General features: G+C 33.3%; 19 protein-coding genes. 12 read left to right on the top strand and 7 right to left on the bottom strand.

Annotated features, from left to right (window positions below; all coding sequences use genetic code 11):
• Window positions 1–9: 9 nt before the first annotated feature.
• Window positions 10–3,594: a DUF6443 domain-containing protein gene (locus AC3WRL_RS00175; RefSeq protein WP_492329435.1), complete on the top strand. Its 3,585-nt coding sequence runs from the start codon at window positions 10–12 to the stop codon at window positions 3,592–3,594.
• Window positions 3,595–4,081: 487 nt separating this feature from the next.
• Here the strand turns inward: AC3WRL_RS00175 and AC3WRL_RS00170 are convergent, their stop codons facing one another.
• Window positions 4,082–5,356: a hypothetical protein gene (locus tag AC3WRL_RS00170; RefSeq protein ID WP_492329434.1), complete on the bottom strand. Its 1,275-nt coding sequence runs from the start codon at window positions 5,354–5,356 to the stop codon at window positions 4,082–4,084.
• Window positions 5,357–5,703: 347 nt separating this feature from the next.
• Here AC3WRL_RS00170 and AC3WRL_RS00165 point away from each other — a divergent pair, with 347 nt between their 5' ends.
• Together AC3WRL_RS00165 and AC3WRL_RS00160 are read left to right on the top strand one after the other, a co-directional pair.
• A complete protein-coding gene (locus AC3WRL_RS00165; RefSeq protein WP_492329433.1) occupies window positions 5,704–6,975 on the top strand; it encodes a serine hydrolase domain-containing protein in 1,272 nt (423 codons plus the stop codon).
• 194 nt (window positions 6,976–7,169) lie between these two features.
• Window positions 7,170–8,102 carry an alpha/beta fold hydrolase gene (locus AC3WRL_RS00160; protein WP_492329432.1) on the top strand — a complete coding sequence of 311 codons (933 nt, stop codon included), beginning with the start codon at window positions 7,170–7,172 and terminating at the stop codon, window positions 8,100–8,102.
• Window positions 8,103–8,167: 65 nt separating this feature from the next.
• Here the strand turns inward: AC3WRL_RS00160 and AC3WRL_RS00155 are convergent, their stop codons facing one another.
• Complete coding sequence (locus tag AC3WRL_RS00155; protein WP_492329431.1) at window positions 8,168–8,842, bottom strand: NUMOD4 domain-containing protein; 675 nt, start codon at window positions 8,840–8,842, stop codon at window positions 8,168–8,170.
• Between the two features lie 313 nt (window positions 8,843–9,155).
• On the opposite strand from AC3WRL_RS00155, the gene AC3WRL_RS00150 reads away from it, so the two are divergent.
• The 4 genes from AC3WRL_RS00150 to AC3WRL_RS00135 are packed head-to-tail and all read left to right on the top strand — an operon-like array spanning window position 9,156 to window position 18,229.
• The gene (locus AC3WRL_RS00150) at window positions 9,156–10,688 is read left to right on the top strand and encodes a T9SS type A sorting domain-containing protein (protein WP_492329430.1); all 1,533 of its coding nucleotides are present in this window, start codon (window positions 9,156–9,158) and stop codon (window positions 10,686–10,688) included.
• A 6-nt stretch (window positions 10,689–10,694) separates the two neighbouring features.
• Window positions 10,695–14,402 (top strand): DUF5977 domain-containing protein, encoded by a 3,708-nt coding sequence (locus AC3WRL_RS00145; RefSeq protein WP_492329429.1) that lies wholly within the window; start codon window positions 10,695–10,697, stop codon window positions 14,400–14,402.
• Window positions 14,403–14,414: 12 nt separating this feature from the next.
• Entirely contained in the window at window positions 14,415–17,864 is a 3,450-nt protein-coding gene (locus tag AC3WRL_RS00140; RefSeq protein ID WP_492329428.1) for a DUF6443 domain-containing protein, read from the top strand.
• A gap of 44 nt (window positions 17,865–17,908) precedes the next feature.
• Window positions 17,909–18,229, top strand: a complete 321-nt coding sequence (locus AC3WRL_RS00135; RefSeq protein ID WP_492329427.1) for an immunity 53 family protein — start codon at window positions 17,909–17,911, stop codon at window positions 18,227–18,229.
• 109 nt (window positions 18,230–18,338) lie between these two features.
• Here the strand turns inward: AC3WRL_RS00135 and AC3WRL_RS00130 are convergent, their stop codons facing one another.
• On the bottom strand, window positions 18,339–18,671 hold the full coding sequence (locus AC3WRL_RS00130; protein ID WP_492329426.1) for a helix-turn-helix domain-containing protein: 333 nt from the start codon (window positions 18,669–18,671) through the stop codon (window positions 18,339–18,341).
• A gap of 161 nt (window positions 18,672–18,832) precedes the next feature.
• On the opposite strand from AC3WRL_RS00130, the gene AC3WRL_RS00125 reads away from it, so the two are divergent.
• The 4 genes from AC3WRL_RS00125 to AC3WRL_RS00110 are packed head-to-tail and all read left to right on the top strand — an operon-like array spanning window position 18,833 to window position 20,355.
• On the top strand, window positions 18,833–19,153 hold the full coding sequence (locus tag AC3WRL_RS00125) for a CHC2 zinc finger domain-containing protein (RefSeq protein WP_492329425.1): 321 nt from the start codon (window positions 18,833–18,835) through the stop codon (window positions 19,151–19,153).
• A gap of 29 nt (window positions 19,154–19,182) precedes the next feature.
• Window positions 19,183–19,917 (top strand): toprim domain-containing protein, encoded by a 735-nt coding sequence (locus AC3WRL_RS00120; RefSeq protein ID WP_492329424.1) that lies wholly within the window; start codon window positions 19,183–19,185, stop codon window positions 19,915–19,917.
• Window positions 19,901–20,068, top strand: coding sequence for a hypothetical protein (locus AC3WRL_RS00115; RefSeq protein ID WP_492329423.1), 168 nt, complete (start codon window positions 19,901–19,903; stop codon window positions 20,066–20,068). Before AC3WRL_RS00120 ends, AC3WRL_RS00115 begins: the two co-directional genes overlap by 17 nt.
• Window positions 20,044–20,355: an N-acetylmuramidase domain-containing protein gene (locus AC3WRL_RS00110; RefSeq protein ID WP_492329422.1), complete on the top strand. Its 312-nt coding sequence runs from the start codon at window positions 20,044–20,046 to the stop codon at window positions 20,353–20,355. The genes AC3WRL_RS00115 and AC3WRL_RS00110 overlap by 25 nt, the downstream gene beginning before the upstream one ends.
• A 9-nt stretch (window positions 20,356–20,364) precedes the next feature.
• On the opposite strand, the gene AC3WRL_RS00105 is transcribed toward AC3WRL_RS00110, so the two are convergent.
• The 3 genes from AC3WRL_RS00105 to AC3WRL_RS00095 all read right to left on the bottom strand — a co-directional run bounded on the left by AC3WRL_RS00105 (window position 20,365) and on the right by AC3WRL_RS00095 (window position 22,002).
• Complete coding sequence (locus AC3WRL_RS00105; protein ID WP_492329421.1) at window positions 20,365–20,703, bottom strand: hypothetical protein; 339 nt, start codon at window positions 20,701–20,703, stop codon at window positions 20,365–20,367.
• A 4-nt stretch (window positions 20,704–20,707) separates the two neighbouring features.
• A complete protein-coding gene (locus AC3WRL_RS00100) occupies window positions 20,708–21,652 on the bottom strand; it encodes a toll/interleukin-1 receptor domain-containing protein (RefSeq protein WP_492329420.1) in 945 nt (314 codons plus the stop codon).
• An 80-nt stretch (window positions 21,653–21,732) separates the two neighbouring features.
• Entirely contained in the window at window positions 21,733–22,002 is a 270-nt protein-coding gene (locus AC3WRL_RS00095; RefSeq protein WP_492329419.1) for a hypothetical protein, read from the bottom strand.
• A gap of 268 nt (window positions 22,003–22,270) precedes the next feature.
• Between AC3WRL_RS00095 and AC3WRL_RS00090 the strand changes: the two genes are divergently transcribed.
• Complete coding sequence (locus AC3WRL_RS00090; RefSeq protein ID WP_492329418.1) at window positions 22,271–22,543, top strand: hypothetical protein; 273 nt, start codon at window positions 22,271–22,273, stop codon at window positions 22,541–22,543.
• A 65-nt stretch (window positions 22,544–22,608) separates the two neighbouring features.
• Here the strand turns inward: AC3WRL_RS00090 and AC3WRL_RS00085 are convergent, their stop codons facing one another.
• Window positions 22,609–23,823, bottom strand: coding sequence for an AbiH family protein (locus tag AC3WRL_RS00085; protein ID WP_492329417.1), 1,215 nt, complete (start codon window positions 23,821–23,823; stop codon window positions 22,609–22,611).
• Window positions 23,824–24,081 lie beyond the last annotated feature (258 nt).

The following is a 24,081-nucleotide window of genomic DNA, read 5'->3' as shown; positions in this document are numbered from 1 at the left end:
AAATCAACCATGAAAAAAATACTACTACCGATAGGGTCAATATTATTATCGGGATTAACATATGGACAAGCATCACCTAGTGATACTCAAAATTATATACAGACAAGATCATATTTGGAACCGGTAACTTCCAGCAGTACCAGTGCAAAGCAGCTTAATACTGTTAAGTATTATGATGGTTTAGGAAGGCCTAAACAAACAGTAAGTGTAAAGGCATCCCCTAAAGAAAGAGATGTTGTTAACCATATTGAGTATGATGGATTCGGAAGGCAGGCAATGGATTATTTACCAGTTCCTCAACCCGGAACTCAAAATGGGGCAATTTATTCAGCCCCTTTAATTAATGCTACTCAAAATGACCTTTACGGAACAGAAAAAATCTATGCTGAAAAGCAGTTTGAAAGCTCACCATTAAGCAGGGTATCTCAACAGAAAAATGTGGGAACAGCGTGGAATGATAAGCCGATTATATTAAATTATGATGCAAACATAGATGGCGAGGTAAAAAAATACTCAGCTTCTTTTAATTATACGACTTTTATATCTGAAATCAATTTTTCGGGAAGTTTTGGAACGGGACAGCTCTATAAAAATATTATTACCGATGAGGATAACAACAAAACAATTGAGTTTAAAAATGCTAAAGGCCAGGTTTTACTGGTAAAAAAGATGATTAGTGTATCCCAGAGTGCGGATACGTATTATGTTTACAATCAGTTTGACCAGTTAGCCTATGTGATTTCACCTGAAGCAGTTGATAAAATAAAGAATTTAACGGCAGGCACCATAGTTCCTACTATCGTACTGGATAATTTATGCTATCAGTATACATATGATAACAGAAATCGTTTGGTAGAAAAAAAGCTTCCAGGTAAGGGAAAAGAGTATTTTGTGTATGATAATGCGAACCGACTAATATTATCACAGGATACCAATCAAAAGAAGAATAATAAATGGCTAATCACTAAGTATGATAAATTTGGCAGGGTCGCTTATACAGGCTTTTTAACAGGGGGAGAAAGGGTAGACAGACAGAATGAGATTGCTAATCTTATAATTACAGAAAGCAGAAGTTCTACGGGATTTACCAGAAATGGGATCACGGTTTATTATACGGATAGTGCTTTTGTCAATGAGATTCCTACCATTCTGAGTATAAATTATTATGATACATATCCTGGATATGATTTCAATCCGGCTTTTCCAACTGCTGTATTGGGAGAAGTTCCTTTAACAGATGTCCCTAATGCAGAAGGCCTTAGTACCAAGAGCTTACCTGTCATGAAACTGGTGAAGAATATTGAGGATGATAACTGGACAAAGAATTACACTTATTATGATAAGAAAGGACGATCCATCAGGTCTTATTCTATTAATCATTTGGGAGGGCGTACACAGGTTGACTCAAAATTTGATTTTGCCGGTGCAGTACAGCAAACAGTAACAACTCATAAAAGATTAGATACAAATACGGATACCATCATTACTGAAAATTTCACTTATGATCATCAGAACAGGTTATTAACCCATACCCATCAGGTTAATAGTAATGCTGTTGAGTATCTTGCCCAGAATAAATATAATGAACTTTCTCAAATTGAGAGCAAGAAAGTAGGTGGAACAGCTGCAGGTTCATCCCTGCAGCAGATAGATTATAAGTATAACATCCGTGGATGGATGACCAAAATTAATGATCCCGTTGATCTGAATGGTAAGTTTTTTGGCTACGAAATAAAATATAACAATCCTGTAAGCTCCAATATAGCTCCGGGAAGGTTTAATGGGAATATTGCAGAAATAGATTGGAAAAATTCATTTGAGGGGGTCTTGAAAAGGTATAATTATGAGTATGATAACTTGAACAGGTTGAAAAATGCGTTTTATAAAGAACCAACGACTGGCAATAGTAATTTTTTTGACGAATATCTTACGTATGACCTAAATGGTAATATCACTAATCTCAAACGAAGTGCGATCCCGATTTCCGGGCAGACTTCAACTTTGGTTGATAATCTGGATTACATCTATGATGGAGGGAACCGTCTGATTCAGGTAATTGAAAACCAGCTGAACAGTACAGGTTATGAAGGAGGAAATAATATGATAGATTATGACCTTAATGGAAATATGACCAATATGAAAGATAAAGGTATTTCTCTTATTGAATATAATCACCTGAATCTCCCTGATGCCTATTCCATTACGCAAAATGATCTATTTGGAGGCATAGTAAGCTTCGGTCTAAGCTACTTGTATCGTGCAGATGGTACAAAAGTTCGTAAAACAAACAGTAGGGGTGGCGGGAGAGGTCAGTCTACGACCTATAATTATACTGATTATTTGGATGGGTTTCAATATAATGCTTTAGAAAATGTGGCACCATGCTTATGGTGCAGGACAGAAGTTGCATATGAAGAGCAGGCTTTCAAAGGACCTATTTTGGACCCTAATATTCCAACAGGTTGGCGACTTGATTTTATTCCAACAGCAGAAGGCTTTTATAGCTTTATAGAAAATCGTTATATTTACCAGTATCGGGATCACTTAGGAAATGCTAGGGTCACCTATGCTAAAAATAATGATGGTATACTTGAAATCAGAGATACCAATAATTATTATGCCTTTGGGGCAAACCATATTGGCAGCTTTAAGGGGAATTTAGGAAGTTTTTACAGTTATAAATATAATGGGAAAGAGATGCAGGAGAGTGGTATGTATGACTATGGTGCAAGGTTTTATATGCCTGATTTAGGAAGATGGGGTGTTGTTGATCCTTTGGCAGAAAAAGCAAATGATTGGAGCCCATACAGATATGCGTTTAATAACCCAACGAAATACATAGATACAAACGGGTTGTATGAAACAGATGGACATTTTTGGACGGTCTATTTAATGGCTACCATTATGGGTAGAAAAGATGCCTATACTTTGGCTTATTTTACTGAAGCTCCTGATAATATTATGAGTAGGAGTGGAGAAGTAATGTCTTCACCTAGTACATGGAAGGATCCTGTACTTCAAAGAAGTATGCATGCTCTAAATGGTGGACGGTCCGTAGATGCTCGAAATATAGGAAGAAGTATGGTGACTAACGCGAGTACTAATGAAGAACTGGGAACTGCCTTACATTATTTTGGTGATAGTTATGCACACTCACGACTTTCAGATGGTAATCATATGTATGCTAATGGAATAGGTCATTTAAATGACTGGCATGAGCCCGACAAAATTGCTAAAAGGCCGGATTTATATTTAGAGTATGTTAAAAATTTGTCTGATGCACTACAAACCAAGCTAGGCGGAGGGAAAGTTGATATGTTTACGTTCGAATATGTTGCTGGTCATGGAGGTAGTACTGAAGAAAACAGTGCTGTCTTTGAAACAGAAGTAAGAATACGGGAAGGAGTTAATACATTTACGGTCGCTGGTAACCAAGTCGATACAATTAATAATTACATGTATAATAGAAATGTGCATTACAAACAATTTGAAAATAAAACTAATGTAACATATACGAATGTTGATGTTTATCAACAAAATAAAGCTGGTGAATGGATTAAAACTACTGAAAAAAGAACAGTTGTAAAATTTTAAGACTATCAAAAATGAAAAAAATAATAATTTTCAACATTATATATCATATTTTCCTATTCTTGCTTCCCCTGATCGTTATTTCAATCATTGAGGGATACGGATCTGAGATGTTTGGATATACTTTGTATTTCAGTGTAAGATATTTAATTATCGGATTTATATTTGATTGCTCCATATTAGCTGCAATTGAGTATTTTAAGATTAAAAGATTTAAATGGTCTTTATTTGCCTTGGGCTCAGCAATTATTTTTGTACTTACATTTTATGGATTAATACAAAGCTAGGCAATATTTGAATGTTGGTGATATGTCAATATCGTCATCGATAATAACTGTATAGACATGGAGTTCATTAAAGTCTATTTGCTGCAAAAAATATATTTTTATGAAAAAAGTTACCTAATTAGGTAGCTTTTTTCATAAACTATCTTTTGTATTTATAATATTACAATTTTGACGCATTCCTCAAATGAGTTTCTCTCAGTAAACTAATTGATCATCTCACCAAATAAGAAATTGACACTGATCCCGACTATATGATCTGACGTTTGAAATGTGTTTATTTCTTTCCACTGTACTTCAAAGTTAACCTTAGGCTTCCCATCTTTATCTTTTAAACTGACTGGTATACCTAATTTCCAATTTGTTTTATGATATTTCCCTCCATTGAATTCAATAGCAGGACTAAATCCTATTCTGTTATTAAAAACAAAAACTGCTGGTTCGATAATTAAAGTTGTTGTTAGGAACCTATCAAAATTAGTAATATATCCATCATCTGTATTGGTAACAACGGATATATTGTTTGCACCATTTGTAATGGTTTGAAAAGGCGATGATGTAATACCATCAACGATTATATTGTTATTGTTTTTTAATGACCCCTTGATTTTAAGGAAAAATGACTGCCCTGAAGAGTATACTCTCATGTAATTTAAAGATAACGAAACACTTGCTGCATAAAATTTTTTATCTATCAAAGGACTTTCGATTAGGTTAGGTGTCGTTTTATATTTATTTTCTCCAAATGGTACATAAATATCTAAAGAAACCCACCAATCCTTTAAAGTTCTGTAGAGTTTATTATCTTCTATATAAGCGATTTCTTCTTTGGCCATTTCTAAATATAATTCATCACTTTTTTTCTCTGAGAACTCAATAATTTTTAAAGCTTCCGAGTTATTAGCAATTAATTGTTCTTGTCTTGCTATTGCCTGATTATATTCCTCGACGTTATATTTATCCGCTTTTTTGTCATATTTTTCATACAGATGCTTTCTGTTTTCTAGAATGGCCTTTTCTCTCAATATGAAATCACTACCATTTTGTTTGTCCGTGTAGTTTATGATTCCGTCAAATAAATAAGTAATTTTAAAAAAAGCTCCTACATTGTTCTCTTGGAAGTCGCCATTTTTATAAAATGTGGAAAATTGATCTTTTGCTTTCATTTTGAGCCCACCACTAAATACAAAAGATAATTTCTTCTTTTCATCATCTCTGTTATCGAAATTAGTTCCAATAGAAATTGAGTTTTCACTTGCATCTAAAGAGGCAAAAAACTTTTGTAAACTTAAATCGTTTGTCCCTCCAAATGCTGTCCCTACCTTATTGGCAAAAAGGATATTAAGCATTTTATCATTAAAAACCTGCTTTTTACCATGTATAGATGGCATATCTTTTTCATAATCGGGTATAGGAGATTTTATTTGTGCGAATAGTGATAAACTACATAAGTTGAACACTATGAAAATAGTTTTCTTCATGATTATTGAGTTTGTCTGTTATTAGTTGTAATAAAAATACGAATAAATAATAAGTATATTTTCTTCAAATATCTGTTTAGTGGACAAGACGATATGTTATTCAAACACATTTTAAGTCTGGGAAATTTTATAAGTATGTGGTTTAAAATAAGTTAAATGTAAATTTATGATCTTTGTTGCAGTCCTGTTGGTATTCACTTTGATGCTTTTTTCCAAATCAAAATTTAGTAATGTATTTTAGAGCATTTGAACAAAAGATGGACTTTTTAAAAGTATTATCACATAATAGCCAGGTTATATAAATGTAATATTTTAGCTTTGAGAAATGTCTTAATAAAAACCTCCTTATGAAAAATATAAGTCATATTATCTGTATTTTCCTGATCGGCTTGTTCCCGGCACAAAGCAACCATTCAAGAGAATTTATAAAAACTCAAAACGAACTTACCGATCAATTACAAAAAATAAGCAAAACGACAAGTTTTAATGGATTTGGAGTTGCCATGGTTAATGACAGGGATGTGCTCTATCAGAACGGATTTGGGATTGCTAATTTAGATACCCATCAGGAGTATAACGAACAAACCGTTCAAAATATCGCCTCTGTGTCAAAAACGCTTATTGGAATTGCCATCCTAAAGGCTCAGGAATTAGGCAAATTAAAACTGGATGATTCAATCAGTAAATATTTACCTTTCAATGTAATTAATCCCAATTATCCAAATATCCCAATTACAATCCGACAGCTGGCAACGCATACCTCGTCAATCACAGATAATGACTCTTATTTAAAGAATACTATTATTTTGAAAGATGATACTAATCTTGATGATAACTTAAAAATTGACATATCCCCAACAAAATTTAACCCTCCCTCTGCTAAAGTTTCTATCGAAGAATTTTTAAAAAATGTGTTGGTTGAAAACGGTAAATGGTATTCAAAAGACAACTTTACGGATAAAAAACCAGGAACTATATTTAATTATTCCAATATTGGAGCAACACTTGCTGCATTAGTACTTGAAAAAGCAACAGGAATGAGCTACGCCCAATTTACGGCAAATTACATTTTAAAACCTTTAAAAATGGATCATTCGGGATGGAGCTTTGATAAGATAAAGTTTTCTAAATATACCAGGACCTTCATGAATAAAACAACACCTTACCCTTACTACTCCCTGAATACTTATCCTGACGGCGGCCTACTCACAACGTCAGCAGATATGAGTAAATATATTTGTGAACTTATGAAGGGCTATTTTGGTAAAGGAACTCTTCTTTCTAAAGAGAGTTATAAAGAATATTTTACACCACAACTAAAGGAAGAGAATTTCATTGACAGAAGCTCCAGCGAGTATAGTGATGAATATAATATGGGTATTATGATGGGCTTTGGCTCTACTGGTAATTTTGGACATACAGGTGGTGACCCCGGACTGAATTCCGTTATCTGGTTCTTTAAAGACAAAAAAATGGGAAGATATCTGATTGTTAATACAGATTGGGATAACAAAGTCTCAGGAAAAGATCAGAAAGCAATTTATGATTTGTTGGATCTATACTTTGTAAAATTGGACCGGCTGAACAGACTTTCCCATAAATATACGCAGATAAAATAGGTTGACTACTTACTCAAGGATACTTGGATTTATGCATTTATCCAAATATGACAAATTCTAACATGATGATTTAATAAATAGTCAATAAAAATTTTAAACAACATTAGCGCAATTGCGTACAGTACATATTGTAGCATTGAGTAAATTTGGACAGTAGCGGTAATTTTAAAAACAGACAATAGGTACAAAAAGTGATGAAATCAATAATAATTTTTATATTCATAATTTTCTTTTCAAATAACTTGGTCTTTTCGCAAACGTCTGAAAGAAAATTTGTTTCAATTAATAATAAAAAAATTACATATAAAACATTTGGTCTTGAAAACAGAAAAGTCAATGAGCCAGTTGTAGTTTTTGAAGCAGGGCTTGGTTCTGGCGGCGGCGGTTATGGTGGTTTACTTTCATTCGTTGAAAAAAGATTTGCAGGTATTGTTTATGATAGAAATGGAATTGCAGACTCTGAAATCGATACTTCCCTAAAAACTGATGCAGACGTAATAAAAAGACTTCACGATTTATTAACAAAATTAGAAATTAAGCCGCCTTATTTATTGGTAGGTCATTCCATTGGCGGACCTTTTATTCGTTTATATGCCTCAATTTATCCGAATGATGTCTGCGGTTTGTTCTTCATAGATCCAACAGATTTTATGCTAACGCAGGCAGAAGATGACAAAGTAAAATTAAATACTTTGAGCAAGACGGGATACAGAGAATTATTTATAAAAAACTACGATTATATACTAAAAGACACTTCAATCTCAAATGGATTTAGATTTGAAGTTGAAAGAGAAAAGAATGAAAGTACACCTGTATTCTTTAAAAGATACACATCTTTATCACCACTAAAAGATATTCCCGTAACAATAATGATTTCTTATAATAAGCATATAGAAGATTATGAAATAGAAATGAATAAAAATCTGAACTTGGGTATCCATCTAAGTCCTTGGTGGAAAGAATTAGATTATCTTAGAATTGATCATTATGCGGAAATGATAAAAAATAACCAACACAGTAGATTGATTTTATTGCCACTTTACAGTCACGGAATCCATCAACAAGATCCAAAAATTGTAGCAGAAGCATTAATTGAAACCTATGAAAATTGCCGATCTTCAAAGTAACGGAATATCATGCTACCCTTGACAATAGAAAGAACAACAGGATTATGATTACTAATTATATGAGATCACTTGAAGTCTTCTTTTGTAGGTGTATATTCTTTTGGGAACCATCGGAATTTACCGGCAGTCAGTCTTTTTCTGTTAATCACAGGTAGGATGTTGGTGTGGGAAATACCAAGAGCTTCACTCGCGTCGTAAATGCTTTCAAAAGAAGCAACAAGATCACCAGTAGGAGTGTATTGGTTTACTGCCTGTTCATAATCACCTTTATTGCCTCTGCCGGATTTCAATGTTTTGTAATGAACATCACTTACGGATAATTTCTCTAAATTACTAGAATGTACATGAAATTGATTATCATCTTTAAACGATATAAAAAATGAGTTATCTTTTACATCAAATTTTTCAACAAAATGATGATACACCAAACGTGGCACTGACTTTCGGGATCTTCTTCCTTCCGATGATAACAGACAAGTGATATTATAAAAGTTCTCATTCAGATATTTGTTGAAAAATTTCATGAACTGTAACTTCATAATCCGATCCGGTGCTTTCCGCTCTTTCCCGTTTAGTGATGTAATCCAACGTTCAAGGCTTTTCACACGGCCATAGTTGGAAATCGCATAGTTTTCAAAATTTTCAATAGGCTTCCACTCTTCACCCGGAAGGTTTAGAAGGGAAATATTGTAAAGGACGTTTTTTACATATTGGTCTTCTAGTTCAATAGGTATTTTCATGAAAATTCTTTGCAAATGAATAACTATATATGTACCGTAAAGGCTATAATAGGGCAAAATTATAAAACTTTAACTATTAAAAAAAGACCTGACATTGTTTAAGGAAAAGTTAGATTTTATGCGACATGTTTTGGCGCTTTGGTGTACTACTTTTGCAATGGGATAAGGAATAGTGGTTTGTGAATGAATAATTAAGCATGATGAAATTCATATTAAATTATTTTAACATAAAATTAACAAATGCTAAAAAAAAGTTAAATTTGCAAGGTTTTAAATCAATATAAATAAAACTAAAAATATAAAACATAAACAGATGAAAAAACTCTACATGGGTGCATGTACTTTATGCATAAGCCTAGGCCTCTCAGCACAGGAGATAGTCTGGGAAAAGAATATCAAATCCAGTACTCAGGATTTTCTAAGCCAGGTGACGACAACCATAGATCAGCAGTATTTAATTACTGGAAGCGCTATTCAGGCTTCTAAAACTGAAGATAAACAAAACAATGGTTACGATTTTCATTTGGTAAAACTCAATCAACAGGGTCAGGAAGTTTGGGAAAAGTTCTTTGTAGGGAATAACCATGACTATCTATCATCTACAGTAGCTACACAAGACGGAGGGAATTTATTAGCAGGTACTTCTTACTCTAGTAAAGGTTTAGATAAGAAAGAAGATTCTAAAGGGGGATCAGACATATGGCTGATCAGAATCAATGAGTTCGGAGATGAATTATGGCAGAAAACTTTAGGAACTTCTGCTGATGAAGAAGCCAGGGCTGTTATTCAAACAACCGATCTTGGATTTTTTGTAGCAGGTAATGTCCAAAACTCAACTAAAGGCTATGGCTCAAAAGATATCTTAATCATCAAACTTGATAAAAACGGAAAAGAAACCTCACAACTTGTTTTAGGAGGGAAAGGGCTTGATGAAGTGGAAAAGATGATTCCTACAAAAGATGGTGGTGCATTAGTGGGTATTTATTCAAGAAGCGGTATTGGAGGATCAAAACAAACTGAGAACTTTGGTGAAGGTGATTACTGGATCATTAAGCTTAATAAAGACGGAAAAGTAGAATGGGAAAAGAATTATGGAGGCAAAGGAGATGATCATTTAAGAACAGTCGCTTTAACTTCAAATGGATATATCGTTGGTGGAGAATCAAGATCTGAAAGATCAGGAAATAAAACCGTAGGAATCGAGGAAGGAACTGATGTTTGGTTAATCTCTTTAAATGAAAGGGGTGATGAGCAGTGGCAGAAATCTTACAATTTTAAGAATAGAGATATCCTTATGGGAATGAGCGCAATTCATTCCGCAGATGATAAAACGAAAGGAGTTTTACTTGGTGGTTATACTCAGGCCGAAGGAAAAATAGAAGCTGATGATGAGAAATTCTGGATGCTATATCTGGATCAAAACGGAAATGAACAGTGGAGGAAACATGTGGAAGGGGAGTCCCGAAAGAGAGAAGAAAGATTATCTGATATCAAACTCAACAGAGATGGTTCAATCATCTTGGCAGGAACCAGTGCTGAGGAATTAGGAAAGGAGAACTGGAAGATCGTGAAATTGGGTGATAAACAATTGGATCAGTTAATAGAGAAACAAGATATCAAGATCTATCCTAACCCTGTGTCAGATTATGCTTATGTAGAAATTGGATATGATTTCAAAGAAGCTGATATTACTTTGTATGATATGGGTGGAAGACAACTACAAAACTTTAAAACGAAGAATAAAGTGACGAAGATTAATACTCAATCCCTTATTCAGGGAGCATATTTGGTAGTGATCAAAACGGATACTAATAAAACGGCGAATGCTAAAATTATTAAAAGGTAGAAACAAATGCTCAAAATAAAAAAAACAATACTTCTAATTTCAACTTTCACTGTAATATTAGCTAATTCACAGTCAATTATACAGAATACTGTTAATAATACAGCTGTCCAATCTCCTAATGCTGCAGCACTGTTCAGGTACTCTGAAACTCCGATTTCTTTATATACAGGAGTGCCTAATATCAGTATCCCTATTTACACAATCAAAGAAGGGGATATAGAAGTTCCAATATCTATTTCATATCACGCAGGGGGAATTAAAGTAAATGATGAAGCTTCTTCTGTTGGACTCGGATGGTCCTTGAACGCGGGAGGGCGGGTTTCTCATATTATAGCGGGAAGTAATGATTTTAGTACAAATGGATATTATAATATTTACCCTAAAAGTGCTAGTGGCTATATTGGCTCAATATCAGGATGCCCTACACCTCCTTGGAATAACAGCACTGCTGTAAGCTCTTATTATACTAATAATTTTCGTTTAATTACAGACCCAAATTATAGCACTCTATATCCTGGAGATGATTTTCAACCTGATTTGTTTTTAATCAATCTTCCGACTAAAAGCTATAAAGCATATTTAGATATGCCGAAAACAACTAAAACTGATTATCCAAAATTTGCAATAGCAGAACAGCCAAATATAGATTTTAAATTAATTCCTAGCTCAGGAAGCTTTATTCCACATTCTAATGGTGCAAACAAATTTACAGTTATTGATGAAACCGGCCTTAGTTATTATTTTGACAGTGTACAAGAAATTAGTACACCACTTACAGGAACTTACATTACCGGAGTTTCTCAATATCTATCTAAAATAGAAGACGTTAAAGGAAGAAAAATTAATTTTTATTATACAGCTAAATTGCATGCTGATAGAATAGCCGGATGTAGGACGACAAGATATAGTTATACTTATCCTCCCAATGACCCAAGTAATCCACATTTCACAAATAGCTCTCCGGGTTTGACACAATGTAATAAACAGACAATCGATGAAAGTTTTATCGAAAAAATAGAGTTTTCTAATGGTCGAATAGAATTTGTTTGGGTTGATAGAGAAGATGTTAATAAATCCAAAAAACTATCTTCTATTAAGATCTATAATAATTATAAATTAATAAAACAGTTTGATTTTAATTATGATTACTTCATTGCAACCGACAATCTAGATACAAATTCCTTAGTTACTTGGCTTGGAGCATCAAATAATAAAATATTTACACACAGACTTCGATTACTAGGTTTGACAGAGTCAATAACCAATGAAAAATATTTGTTTGATTATAATTCTACTTACAATTTACCCAATAAACTAAGCTTTTCTTCGGATTTTTGGGGGTACTATAATGGCCAGGCTAATAGTGATAGCTTTATTCCTAATCCAGATAAATATATAAAAGGAAGTAGTCCTTTTACAGTTAACTCATTCAATCAAGATCAATCAGGATATTGGTACAATGCATCTGTTTATTATCCAGGACCTGTTCCAGACAATGAAATACGGCATGTCAACTTTACTACTGACAATAAACATTATTTATCCGATAGAAGAGCATCACTGTATTCACTGGCAGGTCTTTTAACAAGTATAAAATATCCAACAGGCGGAAAAACAGAATTTGAATATGAACCTAATACTTTCTCTAATTATCCGATACAATCATTACTGGATAATGTAAGTCCTGGTGTTGAGCGCAATTATAGTTATGGGGGAGGTATAAGAATTAAAAGTATCAAAACAACAGAAAATGTTGGATCGAATCCCCTAATTAAGAACTATATCTATGATGAGTCTATAGATAACGGAACAAAAATTATATCGAATGGTAATTTATCTGAATTTCCAAAATTTTATGAAGTAGAGAATAGATGCTATATTGTGAAAGGAGGAAATAGTTATCAGATTTTATCCAATACAGCTTGTCCTACTGTATATATTCCCAATATTGGTGTTCCAGACCATCCTTTTAAAATTTCGGTTTTTGAAGGAGCACAATCTCAGGGAGTATCTACGCTTCCACAAGGAGGTCTTGTTGGTTATTCTAAAGTTATCGAAAAAGTAGACGGAAAAGGAAGAACAGAATCTTTTTTCACTAATACCTATAGTCCTACCTGTTTAAGTATGATACCCAGAGGTTCAGCTTTGATTATTGGAAATGGTAATCTTGTTAATGAGAGTCATTATGATAATAATAATTCTTTACTAAAAGAAACAGTTTATAATTATAAATTTAATTATCCTGATAACTTAAACACTTATTTTATCTCTGGAGCTATTTTAGAGCCTGTCACTAGATTTACACCTGAATTTGGTGGCTCACAAGATAATTATCCACCATTTGGTGGACTTATTCATAGCTATAGTGTGAATCTCTATAGATCGTTATTAGAATCTGCCACGACAAAAGAATACTTCCCCCCAGGATCTAGCAATTTTGTAAAAACGACTACCTTGAATACTTACAATAATAAATATTTGCCTAGTACACAAAAAATTACATATCCTGATAATGTCATTAAAGAAACAAGTTATAATTATGCACAAGAGGGTGGCAATCAATTAATGATCAATAAAAATATGGTAGGAATACCACTGGAAACAATTATTACACAAACAAGTAATGGAGTTACAAAAATGTTATCAAAAACAAAGAAAGTTTATCCATCCTCGTTACCTGATCCTCAAGTAGGAAATTTTGTACTACCTAAATCTATACTGTCATATGACATTTCAAACAATAATAATTCTTTTACAGAAGTAACATTAGATAAATATGATGCTACAGGAAACCTTATCCAATATACAAATAAAGAGGGAATGCCTGTTTCTATTATTTGGGGCTACAACTCAACAATGCCAATCGCAAAAATAGAAGGTACAAAATACAGTGACATTATAACTTATGTTCAGAATATTATTACATTATCAAATAGTGATGCTGCAAATCCATTAAAAGAGGCAGAACTATTGGAAGCAGGGGATAATCTAAGAAAAAATACTAATCTTAACAATTATCAAATTACAACCTACACTAATGATCCCTTAATAGGAACCACTAGTGTTACACCTCCTTCCGGAATTAGAGAATATTACAAATATGATACAACCAACAGATTGGAAAAAATTGTTGATTCAAATAATAAAATACTAAAGGAATACAAATATAGATATGCAAGTCCTTCGTCTTCCCCTATTCCAAATACTGAAAAAAGTCAAATATTTACAAGAACAAATTGCACCGGAAATACAGTTGGGGGCACTTACAATTATATAGTTCCTGCAGGTACGTATTTTTCTGATGTAAGTGAATTGGCAGCCAATCAAAAAGCATTGGATGATATAAATAGTAATGGTCAGAATGTCGCAAATCTAAATGGTCCTTGTATCCCAGTAATTTCTTGTGCATTTACATTTGCAATAAATCCTCAGTTTAGCTATAGTTCAACAAACTCAGTAGGTAATGATGTGAATTTTTATGTATCGTTTTCCAGTTACGGTATCTGGCAAAGCTGGACGAATGGCATAAATATAGGTAAAGTAGGCACAAGCTGTGTTCCTAGTGTTAATAGGGACATAACATATGATTCAGGTGGACGCCAATGGAAAGTTTTCATAGATACATCTGGAAATTGTACTGTAAGACTAATTTCAGGAACTGTTGATGCATCATCTTCTACTTCATTAAACTTTATGTTCCAATATCAAAAGTAAAGTATATAGATAATGAAAAGACACTTAATAATAAAAGCTCTATTCGTGTTTGGCCTGTTATCTATAGCAAGTCAGACCTATGCACAGACCGGTACGCAAAATTATATCGAGTCGATAACTCACCTAGACACAATAAATATAAAAAAAATACGTACCGTACAATATTTTGATGGATTAGGGAGGTCAAAGCAGATCGTTAATGTGAAGGCTTCTCCAACAGGAAAAGACGTTGTAACTCCTATTCTATATGATGGATTTGGAAGACAGACAAGGGATTATCTTCCAGTTCCTCAACAGTCAACAACCAATGGAGCTATTTATGGACAGAACTCAGATTTGATTGATTTTCCAGTGGGTGATCCAGCTGGAATTTATCAAGGAGAAAAAGCCTTTTCAGAGAAAACGCTTGAAAACTCGCCTCTTGACAGATTATTAGAACAAAAACAAGTTGGGACCGCTTGGAATGGTAAACCTGTAAAGTTTGAGTATGCCACAAATACCTCAATAGATGTCAGAAAGTATGTTACAACCACGACTTCTATAGGAGACATAACTACTTCTGTATTAAATGTATCTAATGATTCTAATTCTTTAAATGGATTTTACAAAGCCAATCAGCTTTATAAAAACTCTGTAAAAGATGAAGATGGTAATGAAACGATAGAATTTAAAAATGGACGAGGACAAACCGTTTTGGTGAGAAAAGTAATTAATGCGACAGATAATGCAGATACCTATTATATCTATAATGAATATGGTCAACTTGCATTTGTAATTCCACCAAAGGCTTCTTTTGCCATTAAAGGTTTGGGTGTGGGATTACAGATTGCCGATACTACTTTAAACGATCTTTGTTACCAATACCGTTATGATGGAAAAGGACGACTGGTAGAAAAGAAGATTCCTGGAAAAGGGCTGGAATACATGGTTTATGACAAAGCAGACAGGCTCATTTTGACACAAGATGCTGAGCTGCGCAAGATCAATAAATGGCTTGTAACAAAGTATGATCTATTGGGGCGTGTGGTTTATACCGGGATTTTCTCTTCTTTAGAAGGCAGACCAAGTCTTCAGAGTTTACTGAACAATTATGTAATTACTGAATATAGAAATGCGCAGGGATTTACCAAAAACGGAATGCAAATTTATTACAGTAAGGATTTTGTGGATATAGAAACTGTATTATCTGTTAATTATTATGATTCCTATCTCACAGGTGATCCTTTTCCTACTTTGGTATTCGACCAAACTGTACTTCCTTCGGATGTACAACAATACGGGCGGAGTACAAAAGGCCTGCCTGTTTCCAGTTTCGTGAAGAATATCGAAGATGATAGCTGGACTAAAAACTATTTTTATTACGATCTTAAAGGAAGGTCTATAAGAGAATTTACACTTAACCATTTGGGAGGATATACCAATGTAGAAAAACAATTGGATTTTTCAGGAGTAGTGAAAGAAATTTTAACCCAACATAAAAGACTCGCTACAGATACCGAAAAGACAATAAGAGAAAAATTTACTTATGACGATCAGAACAGGCTTATATCTCATAGCCATCAGGTGGGTGCTGGAGCTATTGAGTTTTTGGCAAGAAACAAATACAACGAGCTTTCCCAATTAGAATATAAAAAGGTAGGGGGTACTGTTACAGCTCCGTTTCAGCAAGTAGATTATAAATATAATATCAGAGGTTGGGTGACCCAGATCAATGATCCTAACGCCTTAGGAGGTGATTTGTTTGGATACAAAATCAAATACAATCAGGTTGAGGGACAAGAAAGTCCTAATATGGATTATTCTACTCTCAAAGTACTTCCAAAATACAATGGTAATATTGCAGAAGTAGACTGGAAAACCTCTACCGTCCCTAATGATAATCTCAGAAGATATGGATACGTATATGACAATCTGAACAGACTGGTAGCTGGGTTCTATCAAAAAGACACCAATCCTTCCGCGAAAGAATATTTCGAGATGATGGAATATGATCTTAATGGAAACATTACCAATCTGAAAAGATCGGCAGATGTACTTTCTGGGGATCCTAATACAAAATTAATAGATAATCTTAAGTATGATTATACAGGTAACAAACTGACAAAAGTAACAGAGCAACAACAAAACTCTACAGGTTACCCTTATTTTGTAGCTCCAAATGAAATTGGTTATGATTTAAATGGGAGTATGATCAGTTACAAGGACAAAGATTTAGAATTAATTGAATACAATTTTTTAAATCTCCCAAGTAAAATAACAGGAAAACCAGGTCAGACACAGAAAAACACCACTAACCTTTATAGAGCAGACGGTGTAAAAATTCGGAAGATTTTTTCTGCCAGCTCAGCTATGATAACTCAGACAGATTATTTGGATGGATTTCAATATAAAGATGCCGTATTACAGTTCATTCCTTCAGCCGAAGGTTATTATGATTTTGTAAAAAATAAGTACATTTACAATTATATAGATCATTTAGGAAATGTAAGATTGAGTTATCAGAAGGGTACATCAGGATTGGAGGTTATTGAAGAAAATAATTATTATCCATTTGGATTAAAGCATGATGGATATAATGGTTTAGCGGGTAATTCTGCTTATCAGTATAAGTACAACGGCAAAGAGTTACAAGAGACGGGAATGTATGATTATGGAGCAAGATTTTATATGCCCGATATCGGGAGATGGGGAGTTGTAGATCCTTTAAGCGAAAAATACCGAAGACATTCTACATATGCTTATGCTGTAAATAATCCAATTAGATTTATTGATCCCGATGGAATGCAAGTTTGGCCACCTGAAGGAGGAAGTGATGGACAGACTTGGAGTGACAGCGATGGAGATTTTGTCAATACGAATGGTACTTGGTATAAAGATGATGGTGCGTTGATGGGTTTTCTGTCAGGTTCCCGATATCAATCTGTAAATACAAAAAATACCGGAGGAACTCCAGGCTATGATGGAAAAACCATGCTTCCTGATTCTTCGTATGATTATACATATGATTTGATGCCTGGAAAACAAGCTGATGATATAAACTACTGGAAGAACGGAGAAAGCGGAGTGATGGTTTCAAGAGCTTTAGAAACAACTGGTAGAGATGCTACTGCTATTGAAAACAGAACTACTACTATTGATGCTGTAATTATAGTTGCTACAACTCCGAGAGGCGGCGGCGGAAGAGGCGCAAATAAACTAGAACCCAATCGCGAAGCTGTAGGAGATCATACAACTTTTCAACGAGGTACAAATGGAAAGATACACAAATATGAGACATATGAAAAAACAAATTCAGGACATTTTAATCCTACTAAAAGATATGATGGTGGAAAACCTGACGGTAGCCCTGGTGCGCCACACGTAAATAAAAAAACAGGTGAATCTATACCTACACCTCACGTTCAAGGGAAAAATATTCCTGGAGGAGCTAGAGCTGCAGAGCCGAATGAGATACCAAGATAAAACAGCAAAGTATAAGATATGGATATAATTAAAAAGTATAAGATATGGATATAATTAAATGGTTAGAAAGTTGGTATAAGCTTAATTGTGATGGAGATTGGGAACATTCTTATGGTGTAAAAATTGAAACTATAGATAATCCGGGATGGAGTGTCAAAATAGATTTGGTAAATACTTTACTAGAAAATGTTCATATTGAGTATTCTTTAATAGAGTCCTCAGAAACAGATTGGTATGGTTATTCTATAAAGAATAGTACATTTAATGCGGCTGGAGATCCAACAAAACTTCTTTTTTTAATTGAACTTTTTAAAAGTATAGTTGAAGAATATGATACTGTTTATGTATCAAAATTATTGGAATAATAATTTTGGAGTTACTATCCCCGCTACGCAAAGTCTGTGACTTTGAGTAGATAAAAATAACCCACCGCAATCGCGGTGGGTTTTATTTTTTATAGTACTGCAATATTTTTTATGAATAAGCTTTTTTAGCTTTATAATCACGAATAGTAAGGTCAAGAAATCTTGTGATCAAAGCTTTATCTTCTTCGTTCATATCCTGTATTACTTCAAATTTTTTCAAGAGTTCGATGTCTTTAATAGAAACTGTTTCATCGTTCAGCAAAGCATCACTTGAAACCCCCAGTGCATCGGCAATATTTTTAAGCGCATCCGCAGGCGGAATACTACTTCCCAGCTCGTAACGAGAAAGGCTTTTGTTATTCACTTGAGACTTTTCTGCAAGTTCCGCTTGTGAAAGTCCTTTTTGTTGTCTGTATAATCTTATACGCTCCGCAATAGTCATAAGTGAGATTTTAAAGAATTAAACATCTTATAAATGCGAATTTAAGACAAATAAGAGTAGGATAAAAATATAAATCTCGGAAAAGACTTGTTTTGTATTCTCGTAATTGTTACTTTGGGGACAAATATGAGAACGTAAAAATTTTAAAATATTTTTCTTTTATGGAAATCTCTGCAATCAAACAACGATTAAGTTTATCAGAAGTTCTGCAGCAATACAACCTTGAGCCTAAAAACTCAATGCTCAAATGTTTTATGCATGATGATAAAACAGCAAGTTTACAGGTGAACCTGGAAAAGAACTTTTATAAATGTCATGCTTGCGGAAAGACAGGCGATGTAATCCAGTTCATAGAAGATTACGAGAAACTCACGAAACACGAAGCAATCAAGAAAGCAGAAAGTTTAATCAGTTCCGAAATGTCAATTATAAGAAATCGGGAACAGAAAAAAATAATCGTCTGTCCGATACGGACTTTTTAGAAAATACATTTAGTTACTTTAGAAAAGCATTGTATTGCAGCGTTCCTGCAAAAGGTTATATAGAAAAAAGGAACTTAGACAATAGTCTTTTAGAAATCGGTTATAACTCCGGGCAGTTCCATCATGGAGAAAGGAAAAATGATGAATTAATAAAAAAAGCTTTGGAAGCAGGTCTGTTACAGGATAAAGGACTCATTAACAACAGAACCAAAGAAAAAGGCTACAGTATCTTTGCTAATAAATGCATTGCGTTCCCTCTGAAAAATAGCAAGAATGAAATTGTTAGTTTATACTTCAGAAGTATTTTAGATAAAGAGAATGGGAAGCACTTTTACCTGAAAAACCGTATTGGAATTTATCCGGGCTACCCTCATAAAGAAACCACAAAACTTATTCTGACAGAAGCCATTATCGATGCAGCTTCATTACTCCAGATCAAAGAAATCCGAGACCATTACAGTCTGATAAGCTGTTTTGGAACCAATGGATTAAATGACGAGATAGTGAACGCAATAAAAGAGCTTCAGGAACTGGAAGAAATTATCTTTTGTTTTGATAATGACAAAGCCGGAAAAGCAGCCGTAGAAAAGTATGCGAAATTATTAAAAGACGATCTGCCTTCTAAGCAGATGACTGATGAGCGCTTCCTTACCAAGGAAGAATCCCAGGAGCACCTGATGATGAGTCAGGTGATCTATAGTTTTATAGAATTACCCTGTAAAGATGTCAACGAAACATTACAGCTGCATGATGATTCAATTTGAACCTTCTTGGTTTAAAAAGAAAGATCCATACGCACCATCTGGCAAATGGTCTCTTAATAAAGTCGAAGTTCAATCAAAAGAATGGCCGGCTTTTAATGATGCTTTTCAAAGAATCCAGATGCAGCTATGGAAAGTACATCTATCGGTTTAGGCCAAATTATGGGATTCCATTTTAAAAGACTTGGATTTGATAATCTTGGAAATATGTGGGATCACGCGAAAGAATCTTTGGAAAATCAAATATGGCAGATTGCCAAATTTATAGACACAGATCAGCGATTGAAGGTAGCTACTAAAAATAAAGATTGGTTTACAATTGCTGAAATTTACAATGGTGCAGGATTCATGGAAATTGCCCGGAAGTATAGCCGAGAGCCTTACAATATTAGTATGGAAAAAGCTTACAATAATTATTTAAATATAAAAACCACTATTTAGTGGTTTTTTTTATTTAAATAAATCATTAAAATTTTTATCGAAGTTATTGAGAATTGTCTGATCTAAAAATGGGAGTAAATTTATAATTAGTATCTCTCTAACACTTGTTTTACTTTGATTTTGTCCAGTATGTTCCGCACTTAAGTCAACTCCAATTTTTTCTGCTGCTTTATTAAGGAAGTCATCATTGACTGTGTTCATAATAATTCTATATTTTGCAGCATGTAATTTAGCTTCATGAGGGTCTGTAATATGTAATTCTTTTATATGTTCTATATGTCTGTCAGACATAAGCTCTTTTTGCACGATATACTCATTAAGAAGAGCGGTAATTTTTTTTGGATCCATTGTATTAATTTTTATTATTGGAGTTATATTTATTTTCTAATTCTTCATACTTATCTCGTAATTCTACTAATGCTCCAAATGCTTTGTTTTCGGCTTCGTGAAAACTGTCCCTCTCGTTTTTAATGGCTTCAATATCATCCAAAAGTTTTTGTTTCTCGTCCTGCCATATCGCAAAAACATGACCATCGTTTGACTGTATATTACTTATTTCTTGTGTAAGCTTAGTCTCTTGTTCTGTCTTTTCTTTTAGAATATTTGTTATTTCTTTTTCCTTTTCACTCAATAATTTTTCCAATTTATCAATTTTGGTAATATTAATAGCGAGTTCGGACTTATATAAGCTTCGTAAATCTTGCACTTCATCTTTATGTTTACGCAAAATTTCCGTATTATCTGCTCTTTCCTCGTTTAATGCTTTTTTAGGTATATTATTGTCTAAGTTCTCTTGTGGTGAAAATTCTTTATTGCTGTTTTTGATGATAGCATTGACTTTCTTCTCAAATTGCGGAAAGAAAGCTTTAAAGGATTCTCTTAGTAATTTTTCTTCGATTTTTAACTCATCCATGGATGAGTTAATTGATTGTGCAAGCTTATAAAAATCAACTTTGTTGAAGTCTGTCATTTGAAACCTTGCTAGTGGACCAGTAACATCTCCCTTTTTTAATCCAAATAAAATTGGACAAACTTTTGATTTTTCTAGCCGATTAGAAAGTGCCCCCGACTCAAAATGTATCCATGGTCTCTCTGTATTTTCAGGAGTAAGGCATATTAATCCAACTAAACTTTCTTGCAATTTTAGGTTTATTTCAGATTCCCATCTATCTCCTTTTTCAATATCAGAAGCTGTATAATATGGTTTTGCGGATTGAATAATTTTCGGAATAAATTCCTTTAATTCATTTGCGATTTTCATACTTGTCTCTCCAGACCAGCTAATAAATATGTTCATGTTAGTTTTTTAACTATCGAATATACAAATTATACCCAAATACAGAGGGAAATTTTTCGCTTAACAAGGCGTATTTTCATTTAAGTAAGATTGCTTAAGTATTCAATCTTACTTTCAAGTGCTAGAACAGAACCACTATCATAAAGATCTCTATGATCTAAAAGGACTGCTAAATAAATAACAATAGAATCTAGTTGATGTCTTGATAGAAATATATTTTCCTTTCCAATTTCTTCTTCAATTTCTTCTACCCATTCAATTTCTTCATCATCAGCCCTACCTTGTAATATTTTTTCATAGTTAATAGCAGCTAGGATTAATTGTTTTTCTTCCGGCGTGAATTTTATCATAATAGTTCATTTTAGGTGACCTAAGATACGAATACTATAAATTGGAAGCCTTAAATATATTTTGTATATTTATGTTCAATGTAATTTTTTTTACATCATTTGTGTTTTTTACGCCCTTCTTCGGAGGGGCTTTTTTAATGCCGATGAAATCAGGAAAAAGTACGATTGATACAACTTGTCCCAAGAAATATTTTTAAATTGTTACAATTTGTATCAACTTTGTCGGATGGAAATTGTTGGGGTGGTACAAAAAGTTACCGATACATACATGCGAATATTAACGGTCTCCAAAAAACAGGAGATTGATGTCTTTTTTACTGAATCAAAAAGCGAGGCAATGAATGCATTGTTTGAACCGCACGTAACCGCTGTTCTTGATGTGGATGTACAGGCTATCGAAATAGGACACGTTAAGCTTGCAAAAATTTGGCTTAAACATGTTTCGTTTCCATGGTTCCCAAAGGATGATGATGATTTAAGTAGCCGCCAAAAAGAACGAAGAGAAAAGATGAGGATTCTGTATAAAGAAGAGGGTAGGTAGAATCCACGAACTAAAAGAAAAGGGTGTAACGTTTTAATCAATAAAGCCCCAATTAAGTGGTTTTATTATTCCGGTACGAAAGGTATTAATGGTTTGCTATATGATTTATTAACAACTCTGTCTCTTAACTTCGCTTTGTCATTAAAATTTCTGGATATATTTTTATATATATCTAAATAATTATCATCATCCTTGCCTCTTTCATGGTAAAATATTTTCACTGAAACACAATTATCATGCTCAAATATCGTATTTAGTAATGTCCTATCAGTGTTCCCGCAAGAATGACCAATTATATAAACCTGATAAATTCCACTATTAGTGGTTTGCAGTAATCTTTTATAATTGTCTGTTTTTGCGTAATTAGTTGATTTGACATTATCTAAAAAATCATTATCATCAAGCTTTTCTATTAACTTATAATCATCATCTAATTCATCACCATAACCAAAAATCATAGGATTTAATTTGTTATGAAGCTCACCATGTATATGAATTATTTCATCGTCACCATTTGCATAGTATTTTTCTGTATTAGTGTAATTAAAACTAAGAAAAGTACTATCAAAATCAGTGTTTTTTAAAACCTGTGTCTTTAAATATCTAAATAAATAATCGCGATCAAGCATATGACTATTCTGTTTGTTCAAAATATTTTTCTCAAATAAAGTTAAATCTGACATCTGTAGAGTTTGAATTTCTATACTAGATCCTGCATATTTTTTAATTCTATTCCAGAAATAGTCTGTTATATTATTTAAACCATATTCGGACAAGTCCCTCAAATTTATAGGCTCATATAAATTATCGTAAATACTTCTTATGTTAACCTCGTAACGATGCTTTTTTTCTATCAATTGCTTAGTTAAATAATTTTCTAGAAGAATCTTTATGTTTTCAAAATATTCATTTAGTTTAGTAATAGTCCTATTATCTTGATTTTCCTTTGCACTTTTTTTTAACCTTCTATAATAATCACTTTCGATATCAACCCAGCTTTCAGCATTGAGTTTTGATAATTCTAAAAAAAGCGGATTTTTTACTACAAAAGATCTTCGGTTTTGTGCAACATGGTACATGAATTGTGTAAAATTCCTAAGTGGGCTTTTCGATAAATACTTCGCCATCGAAAATTCAGAACATTCAAACGTATTATCGTCACTCTTACAGTATTGAGAAGTGATATTTTCCCAATAATCATCTATAAATTGACGGTAGGTTGTTTTCATATCGTGAGCTAAGTCAAACCCGTTTCCTATAAGAATAATTCGATTTATCATGCTTTAGTTTTGATAGAAGTACAATAGTATATGTATGTTTTCAAATATATTAATTTTCGTAATCTCTTCCTACAAAATAACCCAACATAAAAAAGTCGATAGGGTTAATTTCGTTTTCATCTTTTCGTGTGAATTCTATTTGAGAGTCACAATGCCCTCGAAGGATTTTAATGTCATGAGTTTCTCTAATGGCTTTGCCTAATAATAGAGTTTTCAAAGCTCCTATAGCTCCAAGGATTAAAGAGTTCTGATATTTTA

It is taken from the genome of Chryseobacterium sp. FW101-FHT12H09, from assembly GCF_058790395.1.
The sequence above is the reverse complement of the archived record's forward strand: the minus strand, read 5'-3'. Positions and strand labels throughout refer to the sequence as shown.

Excerpts from the sequence above, each read along its gene's own strand:
- AC3WRL_RS00175 (WP_492329435.1), top strand. The coding sequence starts at position 10 with ATGAAAAAAATACTACTACCGATAGGGTCAATATTATTATCGGGATTA.
- AC3WRL_RS00170 (WP_492329434.1), bottom strand. The coding sequence starts at position 5,356 with ATGAAGAAAACTATTTTCATAGTGTTCAACTTATGTAGTTTATCACTA.
- AC3WRL_RS00165 (WP_492329433.1), top strand. The coding sequence starts at position 5,704 with ATGAAAAATATAAGTCATATTATCTGTATTTTCCTGATCGGCTTGTTC.
- AC3WRL_RS00160 (WP_492329432.1), top strand. The coding sequence starts at position 7,170 with ATGAAATCAATAATAATTTTTATATTCATAATTTTCTTTTCAAATAAC.
- AC3WRL_RS00155 (WP_492329431.1), bottom strand. The coding sequence starts at position 8,842 with ATGAAAATACCTATTGAACTAGAAGACCAATATGTAAAAAACGTCCTT.
- AC3WRL_RS00150 (WP_492329430.1), top strand. The coding sequence starts at position 9,156 with ATGAAAAAACTCTACATGGGTGCATGTACTTTATGCATAAGCCTAGGC.
- AC3WRL_RS00145 (WP_492329429.1), top strand. The coding sequence starts at position 10,695 with ATGCTCAAAATAAAAAAAACAATACTTCTAATTTCAACTTTCACTGTA.
- AC3WRL_RS00140 (WP_492329428.1), top strand. The coding sequence starts at position 14,415 with ATGAAAAGACACTTAATAATAAAAGCTCTATTCGTGTTTGGCCTGTTA.
- AC3WRL_RS00135 (WP_492329427.1), top strand. The coding sequence starts at position 17,909 with ATGGATATAATTAAATGGTTAGAAAGTTGGTATAAGCTTAATTGTGAT.
- AC3WRL_RS00130 (WP_492329426.1), bottom strand. The coding sequence starts at position 18,671 with ATGACTATTGCGGAGCGTATAAGATTATACAGACAACAAAAAGGACTT.
- AC3WRL_RS00125 (WP_492329425.1), top strand. The coding sequence starts at position 18,833 with ATGGAAATCTCTGCAATCAAACAACGATTAAGTTTATCAGAAGTTCTG.
- AC3WRL_RS00115 (WP_492329423.1), top strand. The coding sequence starts at position 19,901 with ATGATGATTCAATTTGAACCTTCTTGGTTTAAAAAGAAAGATCCATAC.
- AC3WRL_RS00110 (WP_492329422.1), top strand. The coding sequence starts at position 20,044 with ATGGAAAGTACATCTATCGGTTTAGGCCAAATTATGGGATTCCATTTT.
- AC3WRL_RS00105 (WP_492329421.1), bottom strand. The coding sequence starts at position 20,703 with ATGGATCCAAAAAAAATTACCGCTCTTCTTAATGAGTATATCGTGCAA.
- AC3WRL_RS00100 (WP_492329420.1), bottom strand. The coding sequence starts at position 21,652 with ATGAACATATTTATTAGCTGGTCTGGAGAGACAAGTATGAAAATCGCA.
- AC3WRL_RS00095 (WP_492329419.1), bottom strand. The coding sequence starts at position 22,002 with ATGATAAAATTCACGCCGGAAGAAAAACAATTAATCCTAGCTGCTATT.
- AC3WRL_RS00090 (WP_492329418.1), top strand. The coding sequence starts at position 22,271 with ATGCGAATATTAACGGTCTCCAAAAAACAGGAGATTGATGTCTTTTTT.
- AC3WRL_RS00085 (WP_492329417.1), bottom strand. The coding sequence starts at position 23,823 with ATGATAAATCGAATTATTCTTATAGGAAACGGGTTTGACTTAGCTCAC.